Raw genomic sequence first — 22,437 nt, forward strand, 5'->3', positions numbered from 1 at the left:
GCTCAGACGCCGGCTAGGCTCGGCGTCTGCTGCGCGGCGACATAGGCGCGCCACCCGCCGAATGCCGTGATGTCGGGCGCCGCCGCGCAGGCCGCCGCCTCGGCGAGAAAGCCGATCACCTCGCGCCCGTCCTCAAGCCGAACGCGCCCGAGCCCCAGCGGCGCCGGGATCGCGGCGAGCAGCGCGCCGAGCCGGTCTGTCGGGATCGCCCAGAGTTCGGCCTCGACGGCGGCCCCGCGCTGCGCGACCCGCGTCAGGCCGGGACGCGCGGGTGCGCCGGGCAGCGCGGCGAGGCGGTAGCAGGGCGCGGTGCGGGCCGGCCCGAGCGGGCGCGCGCCGAAGCCGCGCATCTGCGGCTCAAGGGCCATGCCGGTCATGTGAGCGCCGACCGCGAGCAGTTCGGTTTCGCCGGCGCCGGGCGGCGCGGAGCGGCTCGGCGCCTTGCGCCCCGGCGCGTAGGCCGCATGGAGCGCGGCGGCGACCGAGGCCGTCAACCCGTCGCGCCCCGCCGCCGCGAGCAGCGTGACCGAGCCGGGGCGACCGTCCGCGCGGGGATCGACGGGTACGGCGATCCCGCACAGGTCGAGCAGGTTCACGAAATTGGTGTAGGTCCCGAAATCGGAGTTAGGGCCGATGGGGTCCGCCCCGATCTCGGCGAGGGTATGGAGCGTCGGGATCGTGGGGACGGCGATGAGATCCACGGAGGCGATCACCGGCTCCAGCTGGCGGCGGAACTCGGCGAGGCGGTAGAGGCCGCGGAAGGCGTCCACCGCGCTCAAGCCCTCGGCGCCGCCGATGATGCGCTCGGTGACCGGGTGCAGCGCGCCGGGATGCGCGGCGCGGAATTCGGCGATCGCGGCGAGGCGCTCGGCGACCCAGGCGCCTTCGTAGAGCAGCGCGGCGCAGGCGTAGAACGGCGCGAAATCGAGCTCGACGATCTCGGCGCCCAGCGCGCGCAGCCGGCCCAGCGCCGCCTCGAAACTCGCCGCCTGCAGCGCGTCGCCCGAGAAGCGGCGGGTGGCGGTGCTCGGGACGCCGAGGCGGAAGGCGGTGGGGGCGGCGCCGAAGCCCGTCGCAGGACGGTCGCGCGAGAACGGGTCGGCGGGGTCGAACCCGGCGCAGGCGGCGAAGGCGGCCCAGGCGTCGGCGACGGTCGGCGCGAAGACCGACACGCAGTCGAGCGTCCGGCAGGCGGGGACGACGCCGCGCGTCGAGATCGCGCCGAGCGAGGGTTTCAGGCCGACGACGCCATTGAGCGCGGCGGGCACGCGCCCCGAGCCGGCGGTGTCGGTGCCGAGCGCGAAGGCGGCGACGCCGAGCGCCACCGCCACCGCCGAGCCGGAGGACGACCCACCCGGCGGCAGATCGGGGTCGAGCGCGTTGCGCGGGGCGGGGTATGGCGTGCGCAGGCCGACGAGGCCGGTCGCGAACTGGTCGAGATTGGTCTTGCCGAGGCAGAGCGCGCCCGCCGCCCTGAGCCGCGCCACCGCGGGCGCGTCCTCGGACGGGACATAGGCGAAGGCGGGACAGGCGGCGGTGGTGGGCCGGCCCGCCGCGTCGATGTTGTCCTTCACGGCGAAAGGCAGACCCCAGAGAGGGAAGCGGTCAGTGTCGAAGGGCGGCAGCGCGCGCGCCGCCGCCTGCGCTTCGGCGAGCGGGATAAGGTCGATGAACACCCCCGGATCGTCCGCCTCGGCGAGCCGGCGATGCGCTTCGGCCAACACCTCCGCCGGGTCGCCGCCTTCGGCGTAGAAGGCGTGGAGGCTGTCGCGGTCGAAACTCAGCTCGCGCATCTTGCGGGCTCCGTGGTGAGAGACTCGGACATGTCGGCGGCGGGAAGCGCCGGCGGGACGGGCGCGGCGTCGAGCAGGCTGCGGGTGTAGGGGTGCTGCGGGCGCTCCATCACGGCCTCGGCGGTCCCTTCCTCGACGATGGCGCCGTCGCGCATCACGATCACCCGGTCGCAGAGCAGCCGGACCACATGCAGGTCGTGGCTGACGAACAGGTAGGACATCCCCAGCTCCGCGCGCAGATCGGCGAGCAGGTTCAGCACCACGGCCTGAATCGAGACGTCGAGCGCCGCAGTCGGCTCGTCGAGGATCAGCAGGCGCGGCCCCGTGGCGAGCGCGCGGGCGATGCCGACGCGGGCCTTCTGGCCGCCCGAGAGCTGATGCGGAAAGCGGTCGAGCAGCGGCCTCGGCAGGCCCACCTGATCGGCCAGCGCCTCCACTTTCGCCGCGCGCGCGGCGCTGTCGAGACCGGTCAGCCTCAGCAGCGGGTCGAGGATCGCGCGGCGGGCGGTGAAGCGGGGATTGAGGCTGTCGGTCGCGTCCTGGAACACCATCTGGATCGCGCCGCGGCGGGGGTCGCGGGGGAAGCGGGCGGCCGGAACCGCGCCGATGTCCTCGCCGTCGAACAGGATGCGCCCCGCCGTGGGGTCCAGCAGGCGCATGATCATCGAGGAGGTGGTGGACTTGCCGCAACCCGACTCGCCCACGAGCCCGACGCTCTCGCCCGAGCGGATGTCGAGGCTGACGCCCTTCACGGCGCGCGTGCCGTCCGCGAAGGTCTTTTCGAGACCCTCGACGCGCAGCAGCGGCGCGCCGATCTCGGGGCGCGCGGGGGCGGGCGTGGGGGTTTCCAGAAGATCGCGCAGCTCGGCGCCAGGGCGGGCGGTCGCCTTCATCAGCTTGCGCGTGTAGGCGTGGGCGGGCCGGGCGAAGATGGCGGCGGAGGGCGCCGTCTCGACCGCCTCGCCATCCTTCATCACCACGATGCGGTCGCAATAGGCGGCGGCGAGCCCGAGGTCGTGGGTGATGAGGATCGCGCTCATGCCGCGCGCCCTGGTCAAATCGGCGATCAGGTCCATCACGGCTTTCTGGGTGGTGACGTCGAGCCCGGTGGTCGGCTCGTCGGCGATCAGCAGGCGGGGGTCGCAGGCGAGGGCGAGCGCGATCACCACGCGCTGGCACATGCCGCCCGACAGCTCGAACGGATAGGCGTGGTAGCGCATCTCGGGGTTGCGGATCTCGACGGCCTTCAGCGCCTCGATCGCCTTCGCCTTGGCGTCGGAGCGCGTGGCGCGTGAATGGCGCAGCAGCACGTCCTCGATCTGCCGCCCTACCTTGCGGATCGGGTTGAGGGCGGCGCGCGGGTTCTGGAAGATCATCCCGATCTCGCGCCCGCGCAGCGCCCCCATCTCGCGGTCCGACGCCGCGCGCAGATCGACGCCGCCATAGGTTATGCGCCCCTCGGCGATGCGCCCGCCCCGGTCGAGGATGCGCATGACGGCGTAGGAGGTGACAGACTTGCCGGAGCCGGATTCGCCCACGACGCCCAGCGTCTCGCCCTTGGCGAGCGAGAAGGACAGGCCGCGCACGGCCGGCACGAGGCCCCTCCGGGTCGAGAACTCGACGCGCAGGCCCTCGATGTCGAGCAGCGCGCTCATGTGCGCCTCCTTGGGTCCACCAGATCGCGCAGACCGTCGCCGAGCAGGTTGAAGGTGAAGACCGCGAGCATCAGCGAGAGGCCGGGGAAGATCGCGAGCCACCACTCGCCCGAGACGATGAAATTCGCGCCCTCGGCGACCATGATCCCCCATTCCGGCGTGGGGGGCCGCACGCCGAGGCCGATGAAGGAGAGGCCGGCGGCGTTCAGGATCGCCCAGCCCATGTTAAGCGAGAGCTGCACCATCATCGGCGGCAGCGCGTTGGGGAAGATGTGGACCGCCAGAACCCGCAGGTCGGAATTGCCCGAGAGCCGCGCCGCCTGCGCGAAGCCCGCCTCGCGGCGGATCGCAACTTCGGCGCGGGCGACGCGGGCGTAGAAGGGCAGGTTGATGATGGCGGTGGCGTAGATGATGTTCTCGACCGTGTTGCCGAGCGCCGCCACGATGCCCATCGCCAGCACGAACAGCGGGAAGGCCATGATCGTGTCGATCATCCGCCCGGTCACTGCGTCCACCCAGCCGCCCCAGTAGCCCGCCGCAGCGCCCATCGCAGCGCCCACGACGAAAGAGAGCGCGACGGCGGCGACCGAGATGGTGAGGTCGAGCCTTGTGGCGACCAGCACGCGGCTGAACACGTCGCGGCCCAGATTGTCGGTGCCGAACCAGTGATCGGCGGAAGGCGGCTGAAGGGCGCGCGCGGCGTTGGATTCGAGCGGGTCGTAAGGCGCGAGCGCCGGGCCGAAGATCGCCGCGAGCACGATCAGCAGGAACATCGCGAAGGCGAAGCCCGTCACCGGGTTGTCGCGCAGCACATGCCCCGCATGGGCCCAGAAACCGGGCGCGGGGCGCGGAATGGCGGCGTCGGTCATGCAGCGCTCCGGGTCCGGGGGTCGATCAGCGTGTAGATCAGGTCGATGGCGAGGTTCAGCAGCACGAACAGCACCGCCATCGCCAGCACGAAGCCCTGCACGGCGGCGTAGTCCGACACCACCAGCGCCTCGACGGCGTAGGAGCCGACGCCGGGCCAGGCGAACACCTTCTCGACCAGCACGTTCGCGCCGAGGGTGAAGCTGAAAACCATGCCGAGCGTGGTGACGACCGGCAGCATCGCGTTGGAGAAGGCGACCCCGAACAGCACCTTGCGCGGGCCGAGGCCGGCGGCGCGCGCGGTGCGGACATAGTCCGAACCCAGCGCCTCCAGCATCGCTGCGCGGGCCATGCGGGCGAGCGGCGCCAGCGTGAACAGCGCCAGCGTGATCGCCGGCAGCGCAAGCTGCGCCAGCGCGCCGCGAAACGTCTCCCAGTCGCCGGCGAGGGCTGCGTCGATTGTGTAGAAGCCAGTGACGGGCTCGGGCGGCAGGTAGAGGAAATCGAGCCGCCCGAGCGGCGAGGGCGCCCAGCCGAGCAGGTAGTAGAACACATAGACCAGCGCGATGCCGGTGAAGAAGGTCGGCAGCGAGACGCCCGCCGTCACCAGCGCGCGGCAGGCGTGGTCGACCCACGTCCCCTGCTTCGCCGCCGCCGCGATCCCCAACGGCACGGCGATCAGCGTGGAGAGGATCAGCGCCGAAAGCGTGAGTTCGAGCGAGGCCGGAAGGCGGCGGGCGAGCTCCTCCGCCACCGGTTGCCCGGTGGAGATCGACTGGCCGAGATCGCCGCGCAGCAGATCGCCGACATAGACGAGGAACTGCTCGGGCAGCGAGCGGTCGAGGCCGAGGGCGGCGCGAATCTGGGCGATGGATTCAGCGTCGGCCGCGGGCCCCGCGAAATAGGCCGCGGGGTCGCCCGGCAGAGCGCGGGTGAGGATGAAGCTCACCAGCACCACCCCGACCAGCGCCGGGATCGCGAGCAGCACGCGCCGGGCGATCATGCCCAGCCGCGCCTTCGCCGCCGCATTGCTCGCGGCGATCAGCGCCGCCGCGCCCTCGTCGAGCCGCTCGCCCTTCAGCCAGCGCCCGAGCGCGGTGGGAGAAGGGCGCGGCGCGAACGGCGCCGACCCCCCCATCACCCCCTCGGCGCCCGCAATCTCCGACGCCGCCAAGGCCTCAGACCCGCGTCCAGCCGCGGATCGTCGGCTGGCGGTGGAACCAGTACTCGTAGCCCGCCATCTCGCGATAGGCCGCGTTGACCGCCGGCTGCCACAGGGCGATGCGCGGCGTGTCCTCCCAGGCGATCTCGATCATGCGCTTGCACATGGCGATGTATTCGGGGTCGTCCTCGGGCAGGTGGAGCGCGACGGGGATCATCTTCTCGATCTCCTCGTTGCGGTAGTTCATCGAGTTGAACAGGTTGCCCTCGATATAGGCCCAGTAGAAGAAGTAGCAGGGATAGTTGAGCCAGCCGCCGAAAGTCTCCAGATGCAGCGGCAGGCGCTTCTCGACCAGCGACGCCGTGCGCCAGTTCGCGCCGGGGATCTTCTCCAGCGGGGCGCGGATGCCGATCTTGGCGAGGTTCTCCTGAATGAGCAGCGCCGCAGGCTCCATCCAGTCCGACTGCGAGAGGTCGATGAAGAACGGCACTTCGAAGCCGGCCCCGTAGCCCGCCTCCTCGAGCAGCGCCTTCGCCTTGTCGAGATCGGTCGCATAGGGCGCGGGCTGCGGCCAGGCGATGGTCTCCGGCGTGAAGGACGGCCCGCCATGCATCGGCACGCCGCGGCCATAGGCGGCGGTCTGGAACACTTCGTCATAGGGAACGGACCACGCCACGGCCTGCCGCACGCGCTTGTCCTTGAACGGCTCGAAATTGAGGTTGGTGGCGAGCACGTAGAGCGCGTTCTCGACCGGGGTGGTGTTGATGGTGAGGCCCTCGGTCCCGTCCAGCTCCTTGGCGTCCTTGTTAGGGATGTCGAAGCTCATCTGCACGTCGCCGCGCTCGATCAGCGCGCGGCGGGTGGCCGGGCTCGGCACTTCGCGCACGATCACGCGGCGGATTTCGGGGAGCGGGCCGGACGTCCAGCCGTCATTGCGCTCATAGACGAGCTGCTGGCCGGGGTCCCAGCGGGTGACCTTGAAGGGGCCGGAGCCGATGGTGTTCTTGTGGACGTATTCCATCGCCCAGGGGTCGTCGGGGGTCGCATTGGCGAGCGCGAGCTTGCTGTTGAGGATGAAGGGCACCGGCACGGCCATGTCGGGCAGGCTGAGCTTGCTCGGGCGCAGGAGCGTCACGCGGAAGGTGAGGTCGTCCACCGCCTCGAACTGTTCGGGCTTCTCCAGCCCGCCCGCCTTCATCTGGGTGGTCGGGAAGCCGCCGACGGTCACGGCGCGGTCGTAGGACCATTTCACGTCCTGCGCGGTGATCGGCGAGCCGTCCTGGAACTTGCCGTCGGGGCGCAGCTTGAAGGTGATGACGAGGCCGTCCTCGGAGAACTCCCAGCTTTCGGCCACTTCGGGGACGATGGTGGAATAGTCGTAGCTCAGCGAGCCGTCCGGCAGGGTCTTCACGCCGAAGCCGACGAGCCGGTCATAGGCGTTGACGGCGATCTGGTAGCTGGGGCGGTTGGTGCCGGTGCGGTGCAGGTCGAGGCTGTTGATCGTCTGGCCCATCACCATCACGATCGTGTCGCCGCCCGCTGCGGATGCGGGCAGCGCCCGCAGGAAGGGCAGCGACGCGGCGGTGAGGGTCGCGGCGCTGGCGGTCTTGAGGAAATTGCGTCGGTCCATCCGTCTCTCCTGTCGTGGCGTCCCGCGCTTCGCGTGCAGGATCGCATGCAATCTGGAATGAGGATAGCAAGAACGGCGCCAGTTCGCGGCGCCGCGGCAAGATGTTGAAATCGCGCCGAAGGCGGGCGCGGCGCGTGGGCGGGCGGATTTCTGCGCGCTGGTTAATACGGCATTAATGGCGAAATGGCGCCTGTTTGGGCGGCGCCGCCGCTCATGAGGGCGCGCGGTCGGGCAGCCCATCGAGATGGGCGAAGGCGCGGTAGGCGTCCTTCACCTTCTCGATATGCGCGCGCATCGCGGCCGAGGCCGCCTCGCCATCGCGCGCGAGGATCGCCTGCGCCACGGCGTCGTGTTCGCGCCAGCTCGCCGAAGGGCGGCCATGCACCTGGAACTGCGCGCGGCGGAAGGGCGCGAGGCGGTTGCGCACGTCGCGGGTGGTGCCAACCAGCTCGGGGTTATGCGCGCCGTCGTAGATCGCGAGGTGGAACAGGCGGTTGGCGTCGGCGTAGCGCTCGGAATCCTCGGCTTCGGCGAGCGCGCGCGCCGCGAGATGATCGGCGGCGAGCGCGGCGCGCTCGGCGTCGGTCATGCGCAGCGCGGCGAGGCGGGCGCAGACGCCCTCAAGCTCCGTCATCAACTCGAACAGATGCAGCAGCCGCTCCATCGACAGCCCGGCGACCACCACGCCGCGATGCGGGCGCCGCTCGACCAGCCCTTGCGCCGCAAGCTGCGCCAACGCCTCGCGGACCGGCGTGCGCGACACCTCGAAGCGCTCGGCCAGCGACTGCTCGTCGAGCCGGACCCCCGGCGCCAGCGCTCCCTCGACGATCCCGGCCGACAACCGCCGCACAAGCATCTCGACAGCGGTTTCCTTGGCGTGACCGGGGAGGGACATGGCGGCTCCTGCGCAAATCGCGCGCAGTTTCGCATGCAATCACGCCTCCGCCAAGCGTGGCGCGTCAGTCGGCCCGCGGCAGCAGCAACGAGGCGTCGCCATAGGAGTAGAAGCGGTAGCGCGCGGCGATGGCGTGGGCGTAGAGCGCGCGGATGCGCTCGACCCCCATCAGCGCGGAGACGAGCATCATCAGCGTCGAGCGCGGCAGGTGGAAATTCGTCATCAGCCCGTCCACGGCGCGGAAGGCGAAGCCCGGCGCGATGAAGATGTCGGTCTCGCCGCGCCACGGGGCCACCGCGCCGGTCTCGCGCGCCGACGTCTCGAGCAGGCGCAGCGACGTCGTGCCGACCGCGATCACCCGCCCGCCTTCGGCGCGGGTTTCAGCCACGGCCTCCGCCGCCGCCGCGCCGATCTCGCCCCATTCGGCGTGCATGCGATGGCCCTCGACGGTCTCGGACTTGACCGGCAGGAAGGTGCCGGCCCCGACATGCAGGGTGAGCCGCGTCATGCGCACCCCGCGCGCCTCCAGCGCCGCGATCAGCGCCTCGTCGAAATGCAGCGCGGCGGTGGGGGCCGCGACCGAGCCGGGGCGCTCGGCGAAGATCGTCTGGTAGTCGGCGACGTCTTCGGCGTCGGCGGGGCGCTTGCCGGCGATGTAGGGCGGCAGCGGCGTGACGCCGGTCTCGGCGATGGCGGCGTCGAGCGCGGCCTCGCCCCGGTCGAAGCGCAGCGCGACCTCGCCCCCGGCCCCGATCCAGGCCACCGTCGCGCCGAGCCCGGCGAAATCGAGCGCGTCCCCCTCGCGGAGCCGGCGGATCGGGCGCGCCAGCGCCTCCCACAGATCCTCGCCCAGACGCTTGAGCAGGATCGCCTCGACTTTCGCCGCGCCCGAACCGTCGCGGGTTTCCCGCCGCCGCACGCCGAAAAGCCGCGCCGGGATCACCTTCGTGTCGTTGAAGACCAGCAGATCGCCCGGGCACAGAAAATCGGGCAGCGCCTCGACGGTCGCATCGGCGGTGCGGGCGGCTTCGGCCACCAGCAGCCGCGCCGCACGGCGCGGGCGCGCAGGGCGCAGGGCGATCAGCTCTTCGGGCAGCTCGAAATCGAACTCGTCCACGCGCATCGCGACCTCCAGCGGCTGCGCGCCCTATCGCCGAGGCCGCAGGCCGACGCAAGCCGGGTCGGTCGCCCGCCTCAGCGCGGGAAGTTCGGGCGGTCGGTGTTGTAGTGGGTGGAGAGGTAGTCGAGGATGATCTCGCGATCCTCCTCGTCGAGGGGCTGCATGCCCTGCTCCTCGACCATCCAGACCAGCAGATCGGCCCAGCGGTCGCGCGTCAGGCCCTGCTGGGCGATGATGCGCTCGGAATGGCATTGGATGCACGAGTAGTAGGTCACTTCGGCGCCCGGCTCGTTCACGAGCAGGCCGTAATCTGCGGCGGGGGCGGCGCCGGCGAAGAGGATGGCGAAGACAGCGGCGGACAAGCGCAACATCGTCGGATCGCTCGAGTTTGGGAAGGGACGGGTCGGGAGGCGGCGCGCGTCCTGAAAGAACGCGCGCCGCTCAGGGCGGGCGTCAGGCGGCGCGCAGCGCCACGCGATGCATCATGTTGTTGCCGTAGCCGCGAGGGTTCCAGGCGACGGCGAAGGGCTGCATGTCGCCGGCGCTGTCGGTCGCGCGCGCCCAGACCTCGTAATAGCCCGCCACTGGGAGCACGATCCGCGCCCGCCAGTTCTGCCAGGCGCCCGAGTTCACCGGCGCGTCGAGTTCGGCCATCGTCCAGGTCGCACCGAAATCGGTCGAGATGTCGACCCGCTTGACCCAGCGGTCGCCGGACCACGCATGCCCGCGCACTTCGATCTCGCGGCCCGTCTCGGCCCCGTCCATCGGATGGGTGACGACCGACTTGACCGGCATCCGCTCCATGATGACGAAGTCCTCGCGCGCGACCTCCTCGCCCGGCGCGACGGGGCGGTTGGGCAGGCGATAGGACGAGCCGCCCATCTTTTCGCCGTCATGCACCTGATCGCGCACCCAGATCCGCGTGACCCATTTGTGCGAGACCGAGCCCGGCCAGCCGGGGATCACGAGGCGCAGCGGCGCGCCGTTCTCGGGGTGCAGATCCTCGCCGTTCATCGCGAAGGCGATCAGGTTGTCCTCGTGCAGCGCCTTCTCGATCGGCACGCCGCGCGAGATCGTGTCCTTCGAGGGATCGCCGGAGAGATGCGTGTCCGAGCCGAAATGGCCGGTGTAGACCGCAGACGGCTTCACGCCCGCCGCCATCAGCACGTCGCGCAGGCGCACGCCGGTCCAGTTCGAGCAGCCGACCGCGCCGACCGTCCACTGGTTGCCGGAGGCGGGCGGGTCGAAATAGGCGCGGCCGTTGCCGCCGCACTCGATCACCAGCGCGCGCGTGACGATTTCGAAGCGGCTCCTGAGGTCGGCGATGGAGAGCGTGAGCGGCGTCTCCACTTCGCCGTCGATGGTCAGCGTCCACGTCTCGGCGTCGCGATTCTCCGGCGTGGCGCCGTTGTTTCGGATGAAGTGCCGCGCCGTGGGCGTGATCGCGTCGTCGAGCAGATGCGCCGGAGTTTCGGCGTTGAGCGGACGGTCGCCGAGCAAGGTGAGACCGTCCTTGCCGGCGAGCAGGTCCGACGAGGCGCGCGCCACATGCGGCAGGCTGAGCGCGCCGGTCGCCGCGGCGAGCGCGCCGAGGCTCGCGCCTTGCAGGAACCGTCGCCGCGACGGCGAGTAAGCGTCGAAGTCGAGGTGATCCAGAGACATCGCATCCTCCCTTGGTTTTTGTTTCACCCAAGTTTGGCGCGAAATCCCGCAACGGCAAGCGCAAAATGCCGCACCCCGCTTCCGGTTTCGTCGGAGGCGGGGTGCGGAGCGCTCAGCGGCGGCCGGTCATTGGTCGGCGGCGACCTTAAGCGAGAGGATCGCGTCGGGATCGCCCTCGACGGCGCCGTTGTTGGCGCGCGAGCCCATCTTGATGTTGTCGACATGCTGCATGCCGTCGATCACCTGCCCGAAGACGGTGTACTGGCCGTTCAGGAACGACCCTTCCTCGAACATTATGAAGAACTGGCTGTTGGCGCTGTTGGGGTTCTGCGACCGCGCCATGCCGACCGTGCCGCGCTCGAACGGCACTTTCGAGAACTCCGCCGGAAGATCGCCGTATTTCGAGCCGCCAGTGCCCGCGCGCCGGGCGTTGTAGCCCGTCTTGGTGTTGCCGTGCTCCACGTCGCCGGTCTGCGCCATGAAGCCGGGGATCACGCGGTGGAAGGCGACGCCGTCATAGGCGCCCTCGCGCGCGAGCGTCTTGATCCGCTCGACATGCTTCGGGGCCACGTCCGGCAGCAATTCGATGGTCACGACGCCGCTCTTGAGTTCGAGCAGCAGGGTGTTCTCGGGATCCTTGATGTCCACGGCGGCGGCCTCCTGGCTGAGAAAGGGCAGGAGCGCGGCGATGAGAACCGCGGTGCGGCGCGTCAGCATGAAGCGTCTCCCTGATTGAAGCGACGCGCCGGTTTCGCAGCCCGGCGCGCAGAGGTCAACCGGAGGGCGCGTCAGTCATGGCGGCCGAACTTCTCGACCAGCCTCCGCTCGATCTGTGGGGCGACGAAGCTGGAGACGTCGCCGCCGAGGCGCGCGATCTCCTTGACGAGTTTGGAGGCGATGGCTTGCCGGCTCGCCTCGGCCATCAGGAACACGGTCTCGATCTCGGCGTTCAGCGCGCGGTTCATGCCGACCATCTGGAACTCGTACTCGAAATCCGCGACGGCGCGCAGGCCGCGGATGATGACCGTCGCGCCGACATCCTCGGCGAAATGCATCAGCAGGTTCTCGAAAGGGCGCACTTCGATCGCGCCGCCCGGGGCGGCCTCGCGGATTGGCGCCAGTTCGGCCTCGAGCATCTCGACGCGCTCGTCCAGCGTGAACAACGGACCCTTGTCGCGGTTTATGGCGACGCCGATCACCAGCGTGTCCACCAGCCGCAGCGCGCGGCGGATGATGTCGGTGTGGCCCAGCGTGACCGGGTCGAACGTGCCGGGATAGAGGCCGATGCGCATTATGCTCCCCCGCTTTCCGCCCGATCCTGCGCGCAGGGCCGGTTTCGCGCATGCAACAGAGCGCGCCACCCAAGGTCAAGCGCCAGGGCGTCGCGCGACGGGCGGCGCGCGGCGATCCAACGCCCGGGCCGGCACTTCGCGCTTGACGGAAGTTTAGCGCCAGAGTTTAGCTTTACTCTATCGGCAGGGCCGCGATTCGGCCGCCGTCCCGTCGATCGGCGAAGACCCGGCGCAGCAAGCGCATGTCAAGGGCGGCCGCACAGGGGAGGAAGAACGATGCGCATTCTCAATGCGTGCGTCGCCGCATCCGCGCTGATCGCAGCCGGAGCAACAGGCGCCGCCGCGCAAGACCGCTCGCTGACGCTGTGCTGGGCCGCCTGGGACCCCGCCAACGCGCTGGTCGAGCTCAGCAAGGACTTCACCGCGCAGACCGGCGTGCAGATGCGGTTCGAGTTCGTGCCGTGGCCGAACTTCGCCGACCGCATGCTCAACGAGCTGAACTCGCGCGGCCAGCTCTGCGACCTGCTGATCGGCGACAGCCAGTGGATCGGCGGCGGCGCCGAGAACGGGCATTACGTCAAGCTCAACGACTTCTTCGAGCGCGAAGGCATCAGCATGGACGATTTCGCCCCGGCGACCGTCTACGCCTACTCGACCTGGCCCAAGGGCACGCCGAACTACTGGGCGCTGCCGGCGATGGGCGACGCCAACGCCTGGTTCTACCGCCGCGACTGGTTCTCGCGCCCGGAGCTGCGCGAGGCGTTCCAGGCCGAATACGGCCGCGAGCTCGCCCCGCCGACCACCCAGCGCGAGCTGATGGACATCGCGAAGTTCTTCCAGGGCCGCGAGATCGACGGCCAGACCCGCTACGGCGCCTCGATCTTCACCGAGCGCGGCTCCGAGGGCATCACCATGGGCGCGACCGGCGCGCTCTACGCCTGGGGCTTCAAATACGAGACCGAGCCGGGCACCTACCAGATGCAGGGCGCGGTCAACTCGCCCGAAGCCGTCGAGGCGCTGGAGTTCTACAAGGAGCTCTACAAGTGCTGCACGCCTCCGGGCTACACCGACGCCTACATGCAGGAGAGCCTCGACGCCTTCAAATCCGGGCAGGTGGCGATGGCGATGAACTGGTTCGCCTTCTTCCCCGGCCTCTACAAGGACGAGCAGGTCGGCGGCGAAAGGATCGGCTTCTTCGTCAATCCCGGCCAGAACGTCGAGGCGAGCACGCTGGGCGGGCAGGGCATCTCGGTGGTGGCCTACAGCCAGAAGCAGGACCTCGCGCTCGACTACATCAAGTGGTTCGCGCAGCCCGACGTGCAGGCGAAATGGTGGTCGCTCGGCGGCTATTCGGCGCATAATTCGGTGCTGAACGACCCGTCCTTCCCGAATTCGCAGCCCTTCGCCGCCGACTTCCTCAAGGCGATGGGGGCGGTGCAGGATTTCTGGCAGGAGCCCGCCTACGCCGAACTGCTGCTGGCGATGCAGAAGCGGTTGCATGACTACATCGTCGCCGATGTCGGCACGGCGCAGGAAGCGCTCGACAGACTGATCGAGGACTGGACCGAGGTCTTCGAGGACGAAGGCAAGCTCTGACGCCATCCGCCTCTCCCCCCGCGCCGGGGGAGAGGCGACCCCGCCGATCGAGGCTCGCCCGCCATGTCCGACGCCCCCGCCATCGCCCGCGCCGCCGACGCCCTCGCCCGGGCGACGCCCGACGCGCTTGCGACGCGCGCGCGCGGGTTGTCGGACCGCGCCATCGCGTGGATCTTCGTCGCCCCGACCATCGCCCTGCTGCTGGCGATCAACATCTTCCCGCTGATCTGGACGGTGTATCTGAGCTTCACGAACTACCGCGCCAACCGGCTCAACCAGACTGTCGAATGGGTCGGGACGCGCAATTACGAGCGCATCCTCACCGACCCCGACATCTGGCACAACATGCAGGTGACGGCGCATTTCGTGCTGTGGACCATCGTGCTGCAAGTGCTGATCGGCTTCACGCTGGCTTGGCTGATCAACCGCAAGTTCAGGGGCGCGGATCTGTGGACGACGATCATCGTCCTGCCGATGATGCTCTCGCCCGCCGTGGTCGGCAACTTCTGGACGTTCCTCTACCAGCCGCAGATCGGGTTGTTCAATTACGTGGTGACGTTCTTCACCGGCGCGCCGGTCTCGTCTTTCGAGATGATCGGCTCGGTCGCGCTCGCGCCCTGGGCCATCGTGATCGTCGACACCTGGATGTGGACGCCCTTCGTGATGCTGATCTGCCTCGCCGGGCTGCGCTCGATCCCCGAGAGCATATACGAGGCGGCGGAGATCGACCGCGCGAGCGCATGGCGGCAGTTCTGGACCATCACCGTGCCGATGGTCGCGCCCTTCCTGATGCTCGCGGTGCTGTTCCGCGCCATCGAGAACTTCAAGATGTTCGATCTTGTGGTGGAGCTGACCTCCGGCGGCCCCGGCAGCACCACCGAACTCGCCTCGATCAACCTCAAGCGCGAAGCGTTCGAGAAGTGGCGGACGGGCTATTCCTCCGCCTTCGCGATCATCCTGTTCGTGACGGTGTTCGGGCTCGCCAACATCTACGTCAAGGCGCTCAACCGGGTGAAGGGACGATGAGCGCGGCTTCGATCCTCGAACCGTCGCGCCGCGCCAAGCTGTTCGCCGGCGCGGCGGTGATCCTTTACGCGGCGATCGCGCTGACGCCGCTGGTGTGGATTTTCCTGACCGGGTTCAAGTCGCCCCCCGACAGCATCTCCTATCCGCCCAAAGTGGTCTTCGAGCCGACGCTCGAAGGCTATGTGAACCTCTTCACCACCCGCACCCGCCAGACGCCGGACTACATGGAGAGCCTCGGGCCGCCGCAGAGCTGGTATGAGCAGATCGTGCGCGACCGCTCGATGGTCATCGCCGGGCCGTCGAAATTCGGCGAGCGGTTCCTCAATTCGGTGATCATCGGCTTCGGATCGACCTTCCTGAGCGTGTTCCTCGGCACGCTGGCGGCCTACGGGTTCAGCCGCTTCCGCATTCCGTTGAAGGACGACCTGCTGTTCTTCATCCTGAGCACCCGGATGATGCCGCCCATCGCGGTCGCCATCCCGATCTTCCTGATGTACCGCACGCTGGGGCTGTCGGACACGCATCTGGGGATGATCCTGCTCTACACGGCGGTCAACATCAGCCTCGCCGTGTGGCTGCTGAAGGGCTTCATCGACGAGATCCCGCGCGAATACGAGGAGGCGGCGCTGATCGACGGCTACACGCGCCTCCAGGCGTTCCGGAAAGTGGTGCTGCCGCAGGCCGCGACCGGCATCGCCTCCACGGCGATCTTCTGCCTGATCTTCGCCTGGAACGAATACGCCTTCGCGCTGCTGCTTACCTCGGGCACGGCGCAGACCGCGCCGCCCTTCATCCCCACCATCATCGGCGAGGGCGGGCTCGACTGGCCGGCGGTGGCGGCGGGGGCGACGCTGTTCCTGCTGCCGGTGCTGGTTTTCACGATCCTGCTGCGCAAGCACCTGCTGCGGGGGATCACCTTCGGCGCGGTGCGCAAATGAGCGGCGTCTGCTCACCCTCGCATCCGGGGAGCCGCGCCCATGGCTGACTTCCTCCGCGCCCTGCTCCGCTTCCGCCGCGGCCCGTGGGAGAGCGTCGCCTCCGTGCTGATCGGCGCCGGCGTGATCATGCTGATGCAGCCCTTCTCCTTCTGGGCCTTTGGCTGGTCCTTCGCGGTCACGCTCACCGGCACGGCGATGTTTCTCGTCGTCAGCCATTTCCCGGAATAGCGCATGGCCGAGATCGTCATCCGCAACCTGCGCAAGGAGTTCGACGCCTTCACCGCCGTGCAGGGCTCGACCTTCACCATCGACGACGGCGAATTCTTCATGCTTCTCGGGCCCTCGGGATGCGGCAAGACCACCACTTTGCGCATGATCGCGGGGCTGGAGACGCCCACTTCCGGCGAAATCCTGATCGGCGGGCGCGACGTGACGATGCTCCCCGCCCGCGCGCGCGACATCGCCTTCGTCTTCCAGATGTTCGCGCTCTATCCGCACATGTCGGTGCGCCGCAACATCGCCTATCCGCTCGTGAGTCAGGGCATGGCGCGGCGCGACATCGCCGCGAAGATCGCCGAAGTCGCGCGCATCCTCGGCATCGAGGGCATTCTCGACCGGGGCGTGGGCGGGCTGTCGGGCGGCGACCGCCAGCGCGTGGCCCTCGCCCGCGCCATCGTGCGCGAGCCGCTGGCCTTCCTGATGGACGAGCCGCTCGGCGCGCTCGACGCCGAATTCCGCGAGCACATGGCCCACGAGTTGCGCGCGCTGCACGACCGGATGGGCGCCACGACCGTCTACGTCACCCACGACCAGCTCGAAGCGATGCAGATGGGCGACAAGATCCTCGTGATGAATCATGGCGTCGTCGAGCAATGGGGCGACCCGCAGGAGATCTACGACCGCCCCGCGACCATGTTCGTCGCCGACTTCATCGGCTCGCCGCCGATGAACTTCCTCCATGTCGAGGCGCGCGCGGGGATCGGCCAGGACTGGCTCGAGATTGGCGGCGCCCGCATCCCGATGCCCGCCCTTCGCGAGGCGGCGCCCGGCCCGGAGCTCGCCCTCGGGGTGCGGCCCGAGCATGTGCATCTGCGCGACGACGGCCCGATGCGCGCCGAAGTTCTGGCGGCGGAGTATCTCGGCGCCTCGCAGGTCGTCACGCTGCAGACGGGCTTCGGCCAGATCAAGGCGCGCGCCGGCGTCGCCAACCGCGCGCGGCCCGGCGAGACGGTGGGCCTCGCCTTCGACGCGCGCACGCTCAGCCTGTTCGACCGCGCCTCCGGCCGCGCGCTGCGCAGCGCGCTGCACGATGCGCCCGCCGAACAGCGGAGGGCCGCGCATGGCTGAAATCCGCCTAGAAGGCGTTTCGAAGCGTTTCGGCTCGGTCACAGCCGTTCAGTCGCTCGACCTTGTAGCCCCCGACGGTGCCTTCGTCGTGCTGCTCGGCCCGACGGGCGCCGGCAAGACCACGACGCTGCGGCTGATCGCGGGCCTCGAACGCCCCGATCAGGGCCGCGTGCTGATCGGCGGGCGCGACGCGACTCATGCGCCGCCCGCCGCGCGCGACGTGGCGATGGTGTTCCAGCAATACTCGCTCTATCCGCACATGACCGTGCGCGAGAACCTCGCCTTCCCGCTGCGCGCGCCGGTGCGGGCCCTGCCGCAAGCCGAGATCGACCGCATCGTGACCGAAATCGCCGAGCTCCTGCGCATCCCCCACAAGCTCGACAACAAGGCGACGCAGCTTTCGGGCGGCGAGATGCAGCGCGTCGCCATCGGGCGGGCGCTCGTGCGGCGGCCGCAGGTCTATCTCATGGACGAGCCGCTCTCCTCGCTCGACGCGAAGCTTCGCGCCGATCTGCGCATCGAACTCAAGCGCATCCAGGCCGAACTCGGCGCGACCATGCTCTACGTCACCCACGACCAGATCGAGGCGATGACCATGGCGACCCATGTGGGCGTGCTCGACCATGGCCGCCTCGCGCAGTTCGGCCCGCCGCGCGAGATCTACGAGGACCCTGACAGCGTGACGGTGGCGGCCCGGCTCGGCCAGCCCCGCATCAACCTCGCGCCGGCGCATCTCTTCGGCCCCGCCGCTTGGCCCGAGGGCTGCGCGACGCTCGGCATCCGGCCCGAGGCGCTGCATGTCGGCCCCGGCGCGCCGGTCTCGACCGAAGGCGTGGTGCGCCGGGTCGAGCGGCTCGGCGACCAGACGCGCCTGCACCTCGCGGTGGACGGGGTGGAGCTCGTCGGCCTGACCGACCCGCATGACCGCGCCCGCCCCGGCGACGCGGTGACCGTGGGCCCGATCGATCCGCTGTTCTTCGACGCCGAAGGGCGCCGCATCCGCGCGCGAGGAGTTTCGCGATGACGTCCGACACCCAGTCCGCGACCGACGCCGCCCTGATCCGGGCGCTGGCGAAGCGCTGCTCGGCGGCGATCTCCGAGTCCGCTTTCGAGCTGACGACGCTCGATCAGGCGATCGGCGACGGCGATCACGGCCTCAACATGAACCGCGGCTTCCTCGCCATCGCCGAGGCCGCCGAAGACCTCGCCGCGGCGCCTTTCGGCGCGGCGCTGCAGAAGGCGGGGACGATCCTCGTGATGAAGGTGGGCGGCGCGTCGGGGCCGCTCTACGGCTCGGCGCTGATGGCGATGGGCAAAGCCGCGCCCGTTGCGCCCTCCACCCCGCAGGAAGCGGCGGCCATGCTGCGGGCGGGCTTCGAGGCGGTGAAGGCGCGCGGGCGCTCCGATGTCGGCGCCAAGACCATGCTCGACGCGCTCGCCCCGGTTCTGGCGGCGCTGGAGGCGGGGGGCGGCGCGGCAGAGGTTCGCGCGGCTGTGGCGCAGGGGCTGGAGGCGACGCGCGAGATGCGCGCGACCAAGGGGCGGGCGGCCTTTCTGGGCGAGCGCTCGATCGGCCATATCGACCCGGGCGCGCGGTCGGCGCAGGTGCTGGCGAACGTCGCCTGCGATCTGGCGGAGGGCGCGTCGTGAGCGCGGCCTCGGACGGCCATGTCGCCATCGTCATCGTCTCGCATTCTTCGCTGGTGGCGCAGGGCGCGGCCGACATGGTGCGCCAGATGGTCGGCGACGAGGTCGCCGTCGCCCATGTCGGCGGCGATCCGGGCGGCGGTCTCGGGACGGACGTCGCGGCGATCCGCGCCGCGATCGAGGCGGTCTGGCGCCCGGCGGGCGTGGCGGTGCTGGTCGATCTCGGCGGCGCCGAGACCAACAGCGAAATGGCCATCGAGATGCTGGATGCCGAGAAGGGCGCGCGGGTCGTCATCTGCAACGCGCCCATCGTCGAAGGCGCGGTGATGGCGGCGACCGAGGCCGCCGGCGGCGCCGATCTCGAGGCCGTGCGCGCCACGGCCGAGGAGTTCCAGTCATGACCGCCGATCTGCGCGACGAGGCCGAGGGCGGCTGGCGCGCCGGCGCCGCCGTGATCCGCGACCCGGTCGGGCTGCACGCGCGCCCCGCCGTCAAGCTGACCAAGCTCGCCAAGCGCTTCGCGGCGGAGGTCGAGGTGCGCGCCGAGCCCGACGGCGCATGGGTCAACGCCAAGTCGCCCAACGCCGTGATGAAGCTGCGCGCGCCCTGCGGCGGCGCGCTCGGCGTGCGGGCGCGCGGCGCGGACGCCGAGGCGGCGACGGCGGCGCTGCTGGCGCTGGTCGAGGCCGATTTCGATGACGCCGCCCTCTGAGATCTCGCTTCAGGGCGTCTGCGCCGCGCCCGGCTTCGCGCAGGGGCCGCTCGCGCGCCTCGACGCGCCTGCGGCTTCAGGACCCGCCCGCAGGGCCGGCGACCCGTCGGCGGAGGCGGCGGCGCTGCGCGCGGCGCTGTCGTGCGCCGAAGCCGAGATCGCCGCGCTCCGCGCGACGCTCGACCCGCTCGCCGCCGACATCCTCGAATTCCAGGAGATGCTCGCCGCCGACGAGGACCTCTCCGCCCCCGCCTTCGCCGCCATCGCCAAAGGCGCGCCCGCCGACGCCGCATGGGCCCGCGCGCTCGACGCCGAGATCGCCGACTACGCCGCCGCCGCGGACGAGACGATGGCCGCCCGCGCCTCGGATCTGCGCGACCTGCGCGACCGCGTGCTGCGCGCGCTGCGCGGCGAGAGCGGCGGCGAAAGCGCCTTGCCCGACGGCGCGATCCTCTTCGCCCGCGACCTCGCGCCGTCGCAATTCCTTGCGCTCGACTGGTCGCGGCTCGGCGGCGCGGCGCTCGGCGCCGGCGCGCCGACCAGCCATGTGGCGATCCTCGCCCGTGCGCGCGGCGTGCCGATGGCGGTGGGGCTCGGCGAGCCGCCGGCGGACGTCGCGGGCGACGCGCTGCTCGACGCAGGCGCGGGGCGGCTGACCCTGGGCGCGTCCGCGCCGACCCGCGGGGCCTTCGCGGCGCAGGCGGAAGCCGACCGCATGGCGCGCGCCGAGGACGCCGCATTCGCCCGGCGCCCAGGAGCCGACGCGTCCGGCGCGCCCGTCGCCGTGCTGATCAACGTGGACGATCCGGGGCTCCTCGACGCGCTCGACCCCGCGATCTGCGACGGCGTTGGCCTCACCCGCACCGAATTCCTGTTCGAGGGCGGCGCGCCCGATGAGGAGACGCAGTTCCGCGCCTACGCCCGCGTGCTCGGCTGGGCGAAAGGCCGGCCCGTCACGATCCGCACGCTGGATGCGGGCGGCGACAAGCCGGTTCCGGGGGTCACTCTCGCGGGCGAGGCCAATCCCTTCCTCGGGCTGCGCGGCCTGCGCCTCTCGCTCGCGCGGCCCGATCTGTTCCGCGTCCAGCTGCGCGCGCTGGCGCGGGCGGCTGCGCTCGGGCCGCTCAAGGTCATGGTCCCGATGGTGACGGCGCCGCACGAGTTCGAGGCCGCCCGCGCCCATCTGCGCGCGGCGCTCGAGGAGTTGCGCGCCGAGGGCGCCGCCTGCGCCGAGCCGCCGCTCGGGATCATGGTCGAGACGCCCGCCGCCGCGCTGACCGCCGCCGATTTCGACGCCGCCTTCTATTCGATCGGCTCGAACGACCTGACGCAATATGTCTGCGCCGCCGCGCGCGACGCGCCGGAAGTCGCGGCGCTGGCCGACCCGCTGCATCCGGCGGTGCTGGAATTGATCGCGCGCACAGCGCAGGCGGGCGCGGCGCGGGGCGTGGAGGTCTCGCTCTGCGGCGACATGGCCTCGCGCCCCGATCTGGCCGAGACGCTGCTGCGCTGCGGCGTGCGCGCCTTCTCGGTCGCGCCGGCTTCGGTCGGCGCCGTCAAGCGCGCGACATCGCAGGCGCGGCCGTGACCGGCGCCGCCGACGACCGGCTCGACGCGGTGGGCGACTACAAGCGCCTGCTGCGCGCGCTGGTCGCCAAGCGCCCGTCGGGCACGCGGCGCAAGCTCGCCGCGGCTTTCGGCACGCATCCGAGCTTCGTCTCCCAGATCACCAACCCTTCGCTGCGCGTGCCGCTGCCCGCCCAGCACATCCCCGCGCTGTTCCGCACCTGCCGCTTCTCGCCGGAGGAGCAGGCCGAGTTCCTCGCGCTCTACGCCCAGGCGCACCCGGCGCAGTCTGCGGCGATGGATGAGCTGGCCGCCCATGAGCGCGACGCGCTGCGCATCCCGATGCCCGAATTCCGCGACCCCGGCACGCGCGCGGAAGTCGAGACGCTCATCCGCGATTTCGCGCGCCGCGCCATCCGGCTCGCGCTGCGCGCCGACCGGCCCGACCTGGCCGACCGCAAGGGGGAGAACCGATGAAGAAGCTGATCAACGCGACCGACGACGTGCTGACCGAGGCGCTGCGCGGCTTCGCCGCCGCGCATGACGACATCGTGCGCCTGTCGCTCGACCCGAAATTCGTCGCGCGCAAGGCCCCGCGCAAGGGCAAGGTCGCGCTGATCTCGGGCGGCGGCTCGGGGCACGAGCCGATGCATGCGGGCTTCGTCGGCGTCGGGATGCTCGACGCCGCCTGCCCCGGCGAGGTCTTCACCTCGCCGACGCCCGATCAGATGCTCGCCGCCGCCGAAGCGGTTGACGGCGGCGCCGGCGTGCTCTGGATCGTGAAGAACTACGCCGGCGACGTGATGAACTTCGAAATGGCCGCCGAGATGTTCGCGGGCGAGAGCGCGACGGTGCTGACCAATGACGACGTCGCCGTCGAAAGCTCGCTCCACTCGCAGGGTCGGCGCGGGGTCGCCGCGACGGTGATCGTCGAGAAGATCGTCGGGGCTGCGGCGGAGCGCGGCGACGATCTGGCGGCCTGCAAGGCGCTCGGCGACCGCATAGCCGCCGCCTCGGGCACGATGGGCCTCGCCCTGACCTCGTGCACCGTGCCCGCCGCCGGAACGCCGACCTTCACGCTCGGCGAGGGCGAGATCGAGATGGGCGTCGGCATCCATGGCGAGCCGGGCCGCCGCCGCGAGGCGCTGCGCGCCGCCGACGCGCTGGTGGCCGACATGCTCGGCGCCATCGTCGAGGAGATCAAACCGGCGAAGGGCGCGCCCGCGCTGCTGCTGGTCAACGGCATGGGCGGCACGCCGCTGATGGAGCTCTACCTGATGCTGGATGCTGCGCGGCGGCGCTGCGCGGCGCTGGGGATCGAGGTCGCGCGGACCCTCGTCGGCAATTTCTGCACGTCGCTGGAGATGCAGGGCTGTTCGTTCACGCTCACGAAGCTCGACGCCGAGACGACGACGCTGTGGGACGCGCTGGTCCACACGGCGGCGCTGCGCAAAGGACCCTGACGGGGAGATCCGAGGCGCGTTTCCCGCTCGCACCGCGCGCGTCGCGGGATATGTTCCCGCATGGAA

Annotated in this window: 23 protein-coding genes; 12 read left to right on the forward strand and 11 right to left on the reverse strand. The window is 70.7% G+C overall.

Features of this window, described 5'->3' with window-relative positions:
• Nucleotides 1-2 precede the first annotated feature (2 nt).
• From atzF to coaD, 11 genes are all read right to left on the reverse strand, one after another.
• Entirely contained in the window at nucleotides 3-1,793 is a 1,791-nt protein-coding gene (gene atzF, locus V7Q31_RS05435; protein ID WP_333832668.1) for an allophanate hydrolase, read from the reverse strand.
• Nucleotides 1,781-3,448, reverse strand: a complete 1,668-nt coding sequence (locus tag V7Q31_RS05440; RefSeq protein WP_333832669.1) for an ABC transporter ATP-binding protein — start codon at nucleotides 3,446-3,448, stop codon at nucleotides 1,781-1,783. Before V7Q31_RS05440 ends, atzF begins: the two co-directional genes overlap by 13 nt.
• Entirely contained in the window at nucleotides 3,445-4,317 is an 873-nt protein-coding gene (locus V7Q31_RS05445; RefSeq protein WP_333832670.1) for an ABC transporter permease, read from the reverse strand. The genes V7Q31_RS05440 and V7Q31_RS05445 overlap by 4 nt, the downstream gene beginning before the upstream one ends.
• The gene (locus V7Q31_RS05450) at nucleotides 4,314-5,453 is read right to left on the reverse strand and encodes an ABC transporter permease (protein ID WP_333832671.1); all 1,140 of its coding nucleotides are present in this window, start codon (nucleotides 5,451-5,453) and stop codon (nucleotides 4,314-4,316) included. Before V7Q31_RS05450 ends, V7Q31_RS05445 begins: the two co-directional genes overlap by 4 nt.
• 40 nt (nucleotides 5,454-5,493) lie before the next feature.
• Nucleotides 5,494-7,107 (reverse strand): ABC transporter substrate-binding protein, encoded by a 1,614-nt coding sequence (locus tag V7Q31_RS05455; protein ID WP_333832672.1) that lies wholly within the window; start codon nucleotides 7,105-7,107, stop codon nucleotides 5,494-5,496.
• A 211-nt stretch (nucleotides 7,108-7,318) separates the two neighbouring features.
• The gene (locus V7Q31_RS05460; RefSeq protein ID WP_333832673.1) at nucleotides 7,319-8,002 is read right to left on the reverse strand and encodes a GntR family transcriptional regulator; all 684 of its coding nucleotides are present in this window, start codon (nucleotides 8,000-8,002) and stop codon (nucleotides 7,319-7,321) included.
• Between the two features lie 64 nt (nucleotides 8,003-8,066).
• Nucleotides 8,067-9,125 (reverse strand): tRNA preQ1(34) S-adenosylmethionine ribosyltransferase-isomerase QueA, encoded by a 1,059-nt coding sequence (queA, locus tag V7Q31_RS05465; RefSeq protein ID WP_333832674.1) that lies wholly within the window; start codon nucleotides 9,123-9,125, stop codon nucleotides 8,067-8,069.
• A 71-nt stretch (nucleotides 9,126-9,196) separates the two neighbouring features.
• Nucleotides 9,197-9,493 (reverse strand): aldehyde dehydrogenase, encoded by a 297-nt coding sequence (locus V7Q31_RS05470; protein WP_333832675.1) that lies wholly within the window; start codon nucleotides 9,491-9,493, stop codon nucleotides 9,197-9,199.
• An 82-nt stretch (nucleotides 9,494-9,575) separates the two neighbouring features.
• Nucleotides 9,576-10,784: a sulfite oxidase gene (locus V7Q31_RS05475; protein WP_333832676.1), complete on the reverse strand. Its 1,209-nt coding sequence runs from the start codon at nucleotides 10,782-10,784 to the stop codon at nucleotides 9,576-9,578.
• Between the two features lie 126 nt (nucleotides 10,785-10,910).
• Nucleotides 10,911-11,501 carry a peptidylprolyl isomerase gene (locus V7Q31_RS05480; protein WP_333832677.1) on the reverse strand — a complete coding sequence of 197 codons (591 nt, stop codon included), beginning with the start codon at nucleotides 11,499-11,501 and terminating at the stop codon, nucleotides 10,911-10,913.
• A 71-nt stretch (nucleotides 11,502-11,572) separates the two neighbouring features.
• The gene (gene coaD / locus V7Q31_RS05485) at nucleotides 11,573-12,076 is read right to left on the reverse strand and encodes a pantetheine-phosphate adenylyltransferase (protein WP_333832678.1); all 504 of its coding nucleotides are present in this window, start codon (nucleotides 12,074-12,076) and stop codon (nucleotides 11,573-11,575) included.
• 276 nt (nucleotides 12,077-12,352) lie between these two features.
• On the opposite strand from coaD, the gene V7Q31_RS05490 reads away from it, so the two are divergent.
• From V7Q31_RS05490 to dhaK, 12 genes are all read left to right on the forward strand, one after another.
• Nucleotides 12,353-13,672, forward strand: a complete 1,320-nt coding sequence (locus V7Q31_RS05490) for an extracellular solute-binding protein (RefSeq protein ID WP_333832679.1) — start codon at nucleotides 12,353-12,355, stop codon at nucleotides 13,670-13,672.
• A gap of 63 nt (nucleotides 13,673-13,735) precedes the next feature.
• A complete protein-coding gene (locus V7Q31_RS05495; protein ID WP_333832680.1) occupies nucleotides 13,736-14,698 on the forward strand; it encodes a carbohydrate ABC transporter permease in 963 nt (320 codons plus the stop codon).
• Nucleotides 14,695-15,636, forward strand: a complete 942-nt coding sequence (locus V7Q31_RS05500; protein WP_333832681.1) for a carbohydrate ABC transporter permease — start codon at nucleotides 14,695-14,697, stop codon at nucleotides 15,634-15,636. Before V7Q31_RS05495 ends, V7Q31_RS05500 begins: the two co-directional genes overlap by 4 nt.
• 39 nt (nucleotides 15,637-15,675) lie before the next feature.
• Nucleotides 15,676-15,864: a hypothetical protein gene (locus V7Q31_RS05505; RefSeq protein WP_333832682.1), complete on the forward strand. Its 189-nt coding sequence runs from the start codon at nucleotides 15,676-15,678 to the stop codon at nucleotides 15,862-15,864.
• Between the two features lie 3 nt (nucleotides 15,865-15,867).
• Nucleotides 15,868-16,983, forward strand: a complete 1,116-nt coding sequence (locus V7Q31_RS05510) for an ABC transporter ATP-binding protein (RefSeq protein WP_333832683.1) — start codon at nucleotides 15,868-15,870, stop codon at nucleotides 16,981-16,983.
• Nucleotides 16,976-18,007 carry an ABC transporter ATP-binding protein gene (locus V7Q31_RS05515; protein ID WP_333832684.1) on the forward strand — a complete coding sequence of 344 codons (1,032 nt, stop codon included), beginning with the start codon at nucleotides 16,976-16,978 and terminating at the stop codon, nucleotides 18,005-18,007. Before V7Q31_RS05510 ends, V7Q31_RS05515 begins: the two co-directional genes overlap by 8 nt.
• The gene (gene dhaL / locus V7Q31_RS05520) at nucleotides 18,004-18,633 is read left to right on the forward strand and encodes a dihydroxyacetone kinase subunit DhaL (protein WP_333832685.1); all 630 of its coding nucleotides are present in this window, start codon (nucleotides 18,004-18,006) and stop codon (nucleotides 18,631-18,633) included. Before V7Q31_RS05515 ends, dhaL begins: the two co-directional genes overlap by 4 nt.
• On the forward strand, nucleotides 18,630-19,031 hold the full coding sequence (gene dhaM, locus V7Q31_RS05525) for a dihydroxyacetone kinase phosphoryl donor subunit DhaM (RefSeq protein ID WP_333832686.1): 402 nt from the start codon (nucleotides 18,630-18,632) through the stop codon (nucleotides 19,029-19,031). Before dhaL ends, dhaM begins: the two co-directional genes overlap by 4 nt.
• Nucleotides 19,028-19,342 (forward strand): HPr family phosphocarrier protein, encoded by a 315-nt coding sequence (locus tag V7Q31_RS05530; protein ID WP_333832687.1) that lies wholly within the window; start codon nucleotides 19,028-19,030, stop codon nucleotides 19,340-19,342. Before dhaM ends, V7Q31_RS05530 begins: the two co-directional genes overlap by 4 nt.
• A complete protein-coding gene (locus tag V7Q31_RS05535) occupies nucleotides 19,326-20,930 on the forward strand; it encodes a putative PEP-binding protein (RefSeq protein WP_333832688.1) in 1,605 nt (534 codons plus the stop codon). The genes V7Q31_RS05530 and V7Q31_RS05535 overlap by 17 nt, the downstream gene beginning before the upstream one ends.
• Nucleotides 20,927-21,385, forward strand: a complete 459-nt coding sequence (locus V7Q31_RS05540; protein WP_333832689.1) for a hypothetical protein — start codon at nucleotides 20,927-20,929, stop codon at nucleotides 21,383-21,385. Before V7Q31_RS05535 ends, V7Q31_RS05540 begins: the two co-directional genes overlap by 4 nt.
• Entirely contained in the window at nucleotides 21,382-22,371 is a 990-nt protein-coding gene (gene dhaK / locus V7Q31_RS05545; protein WP_333832690.1) for a dihydroxyacetone kinase subunit DhaK, read from the forward strand. Before V7Q31_RS05540 ends, dhaK begins: the two co-directional genes overlap by 4 nt.
• Nucleotides 22,372-22,437 lie beyond the last annotated feature (66 nt).

Origin of the sequence: Rubrimonas sp. (genome assembly GCF_036788415.1) — a bacterium.
Classification (GTDB): Bacteria; Pseudomonadota; Alphaproteobacteria; order Rhodobacterales; family Rhodobacteraceae; genus Rubrimonas.

Bases quoted from the DNA above. Each gene is read 5' to 3' on its own strand.
- dhaL (WP_333832685.1), top strand. From the start codon at position 18,004: ATGACGTCCGACACCCAGTCCGCGACCGACGCCGCCCTGATCCGGGCG.
- V7Q31_RS05535 (WP_333832688.1), top strand. From the start codon at position 19,326: ATGACGCCGCCCTCTGAGATCTCGCTTCAGGGCGTCTGCGCCGCGCCC.
- V7Q31_RS05455 (WP_333832672.1), bottom strand. From the start codon at position 7,107: ATGGACCGACGCAATTTCCTCAAGACCGCCAGCGCCGCGACCCTCACC.
- V7Q31_RS05460 (WP_333832673.1), bottom strand. From the start codon at position 8,002: ATGTCCCTCCCCGGTCACGCCAAGGAAACCGCTGTCGAGATGCTTGTG.
- V7Q31_RS05490 (WP_333832679.1), top strand. From the start codon at position 12,353: ATGCGCATTCTCAATGCGTGCGTCGCCGCATCCGCGCTGATCGCAGCC.
- dhaK (WP_333832690.1), top strand. From the start codon at position 21,382: ATGAAGAAGCTGATCAACGCGACCGACGACGTGCTGACCGAGGCGCTG.
- V7Q31_RS05505 (WP_333832682.1), top strand. From the start codon at position 15,676: ATGGCTGACTTCCTCCGCGCCCTGCTCCGCTTCCGCCGCGGCCCGTGG.
- V7Q31_RS05480 (WP_333832677.1), bottom strand. From the start codon at position 11,501: ATGCTGACGCGCCGCACCGCGGTTCTCATCGCCGCGCTCCTGCCCTTT.
- V7Q31_RS05475 (WP_333832676.1), bottom strand. From the start codon at position 10,784: ATGTCTCTGGATCACCTCGACTTCGACGCTTACTCGCCGTCGCGGCGA.
- coaD (WP_333832678.1), bottom strand. From the start codon at position 12,076: ATGCGCATCGGCCTCTATCCCGGCACGTTCGACCCGGTCACGCTGGGC.
- V7Q31_RS05510 (WP_333832683.1), top strand. From the start codon at position 15,868: ATGGCCGAGATCGTCATCCGCAACCTGCGCAAGGAGTTCGACGCCTTC.
- V7Q31_RS05530 (WP_333832687.1), top strand. From the start codon at position 19,028: ATGACCGCCGATCTGCGCGACGAGGCCGAGGGCGGCTGGCGCGCCGGC.
- V7Q31_RS05470 (WP_333832675.1), bottom strand. From the start codon at position 9,493: ATGTTGCGCTTGTCCGCCGCTGTCTTCGCCATCCTCTTCGCCGGCGCC.
- V7Q31_RS05440 (WP_333832669.1), bottom strand. From the start codon at position 3,448: ATGAGCGCGCTGCTCGACATCGAGGGCCTGCGCGTCGAGTTCTCGACC.
- queA (WP_333832674.1), bottom strand. From the start codon at position 9,125: ATGCGCGTGGACGAGTTCGATTTCGAGCTGCCCGAAGAGCTGATCGCC.
- V7Q31_RS05515 (WP_333832684.1), top strand. From the start codon at position 16,976: ATGGCTGAAATCCGCCTAGAAGGCGTTTCGAAGCGTTTCGGCTCGGTC.
- atzF (WP_333832668.1), bottom strand. From the start codon at position 1,793: ATGCGCGAGCTGAGTTTCGACCGCGACAGCCTCCACGCCTTCTACGCC.
- V7Q31_RS05445 (WP_333832670.1), bottom strand. From the start codon at position 4,317: ATGACCGACGCCGCCATTCCGCGCCCCGCGCCCGGTTTCTGGGCCCAT.
- V7Q31_RS05450 (WP_333832671.1), bottom strand. From the start codon at position 5,453: ATGGGGGGGTCGGCGCCGTTCGCGCCGCGCCCTTCTCCCACCGCGCTC.
- V7Q31_RS05495 (WP_333832680.1), top strand. From the start codon at position 13,736: ATGTCCGACGCCCCCGCCATCGCCCGCGCCGCCGACGCCCTCGCCCGG.
- V7Q31_RS05500 (WP_333832681.1), top strand. From the start codon at position 14,695: ATGAGCGCGGCTTCGATCCTCGAACCGTCGCGCCGCGCCAAGCTGTTC.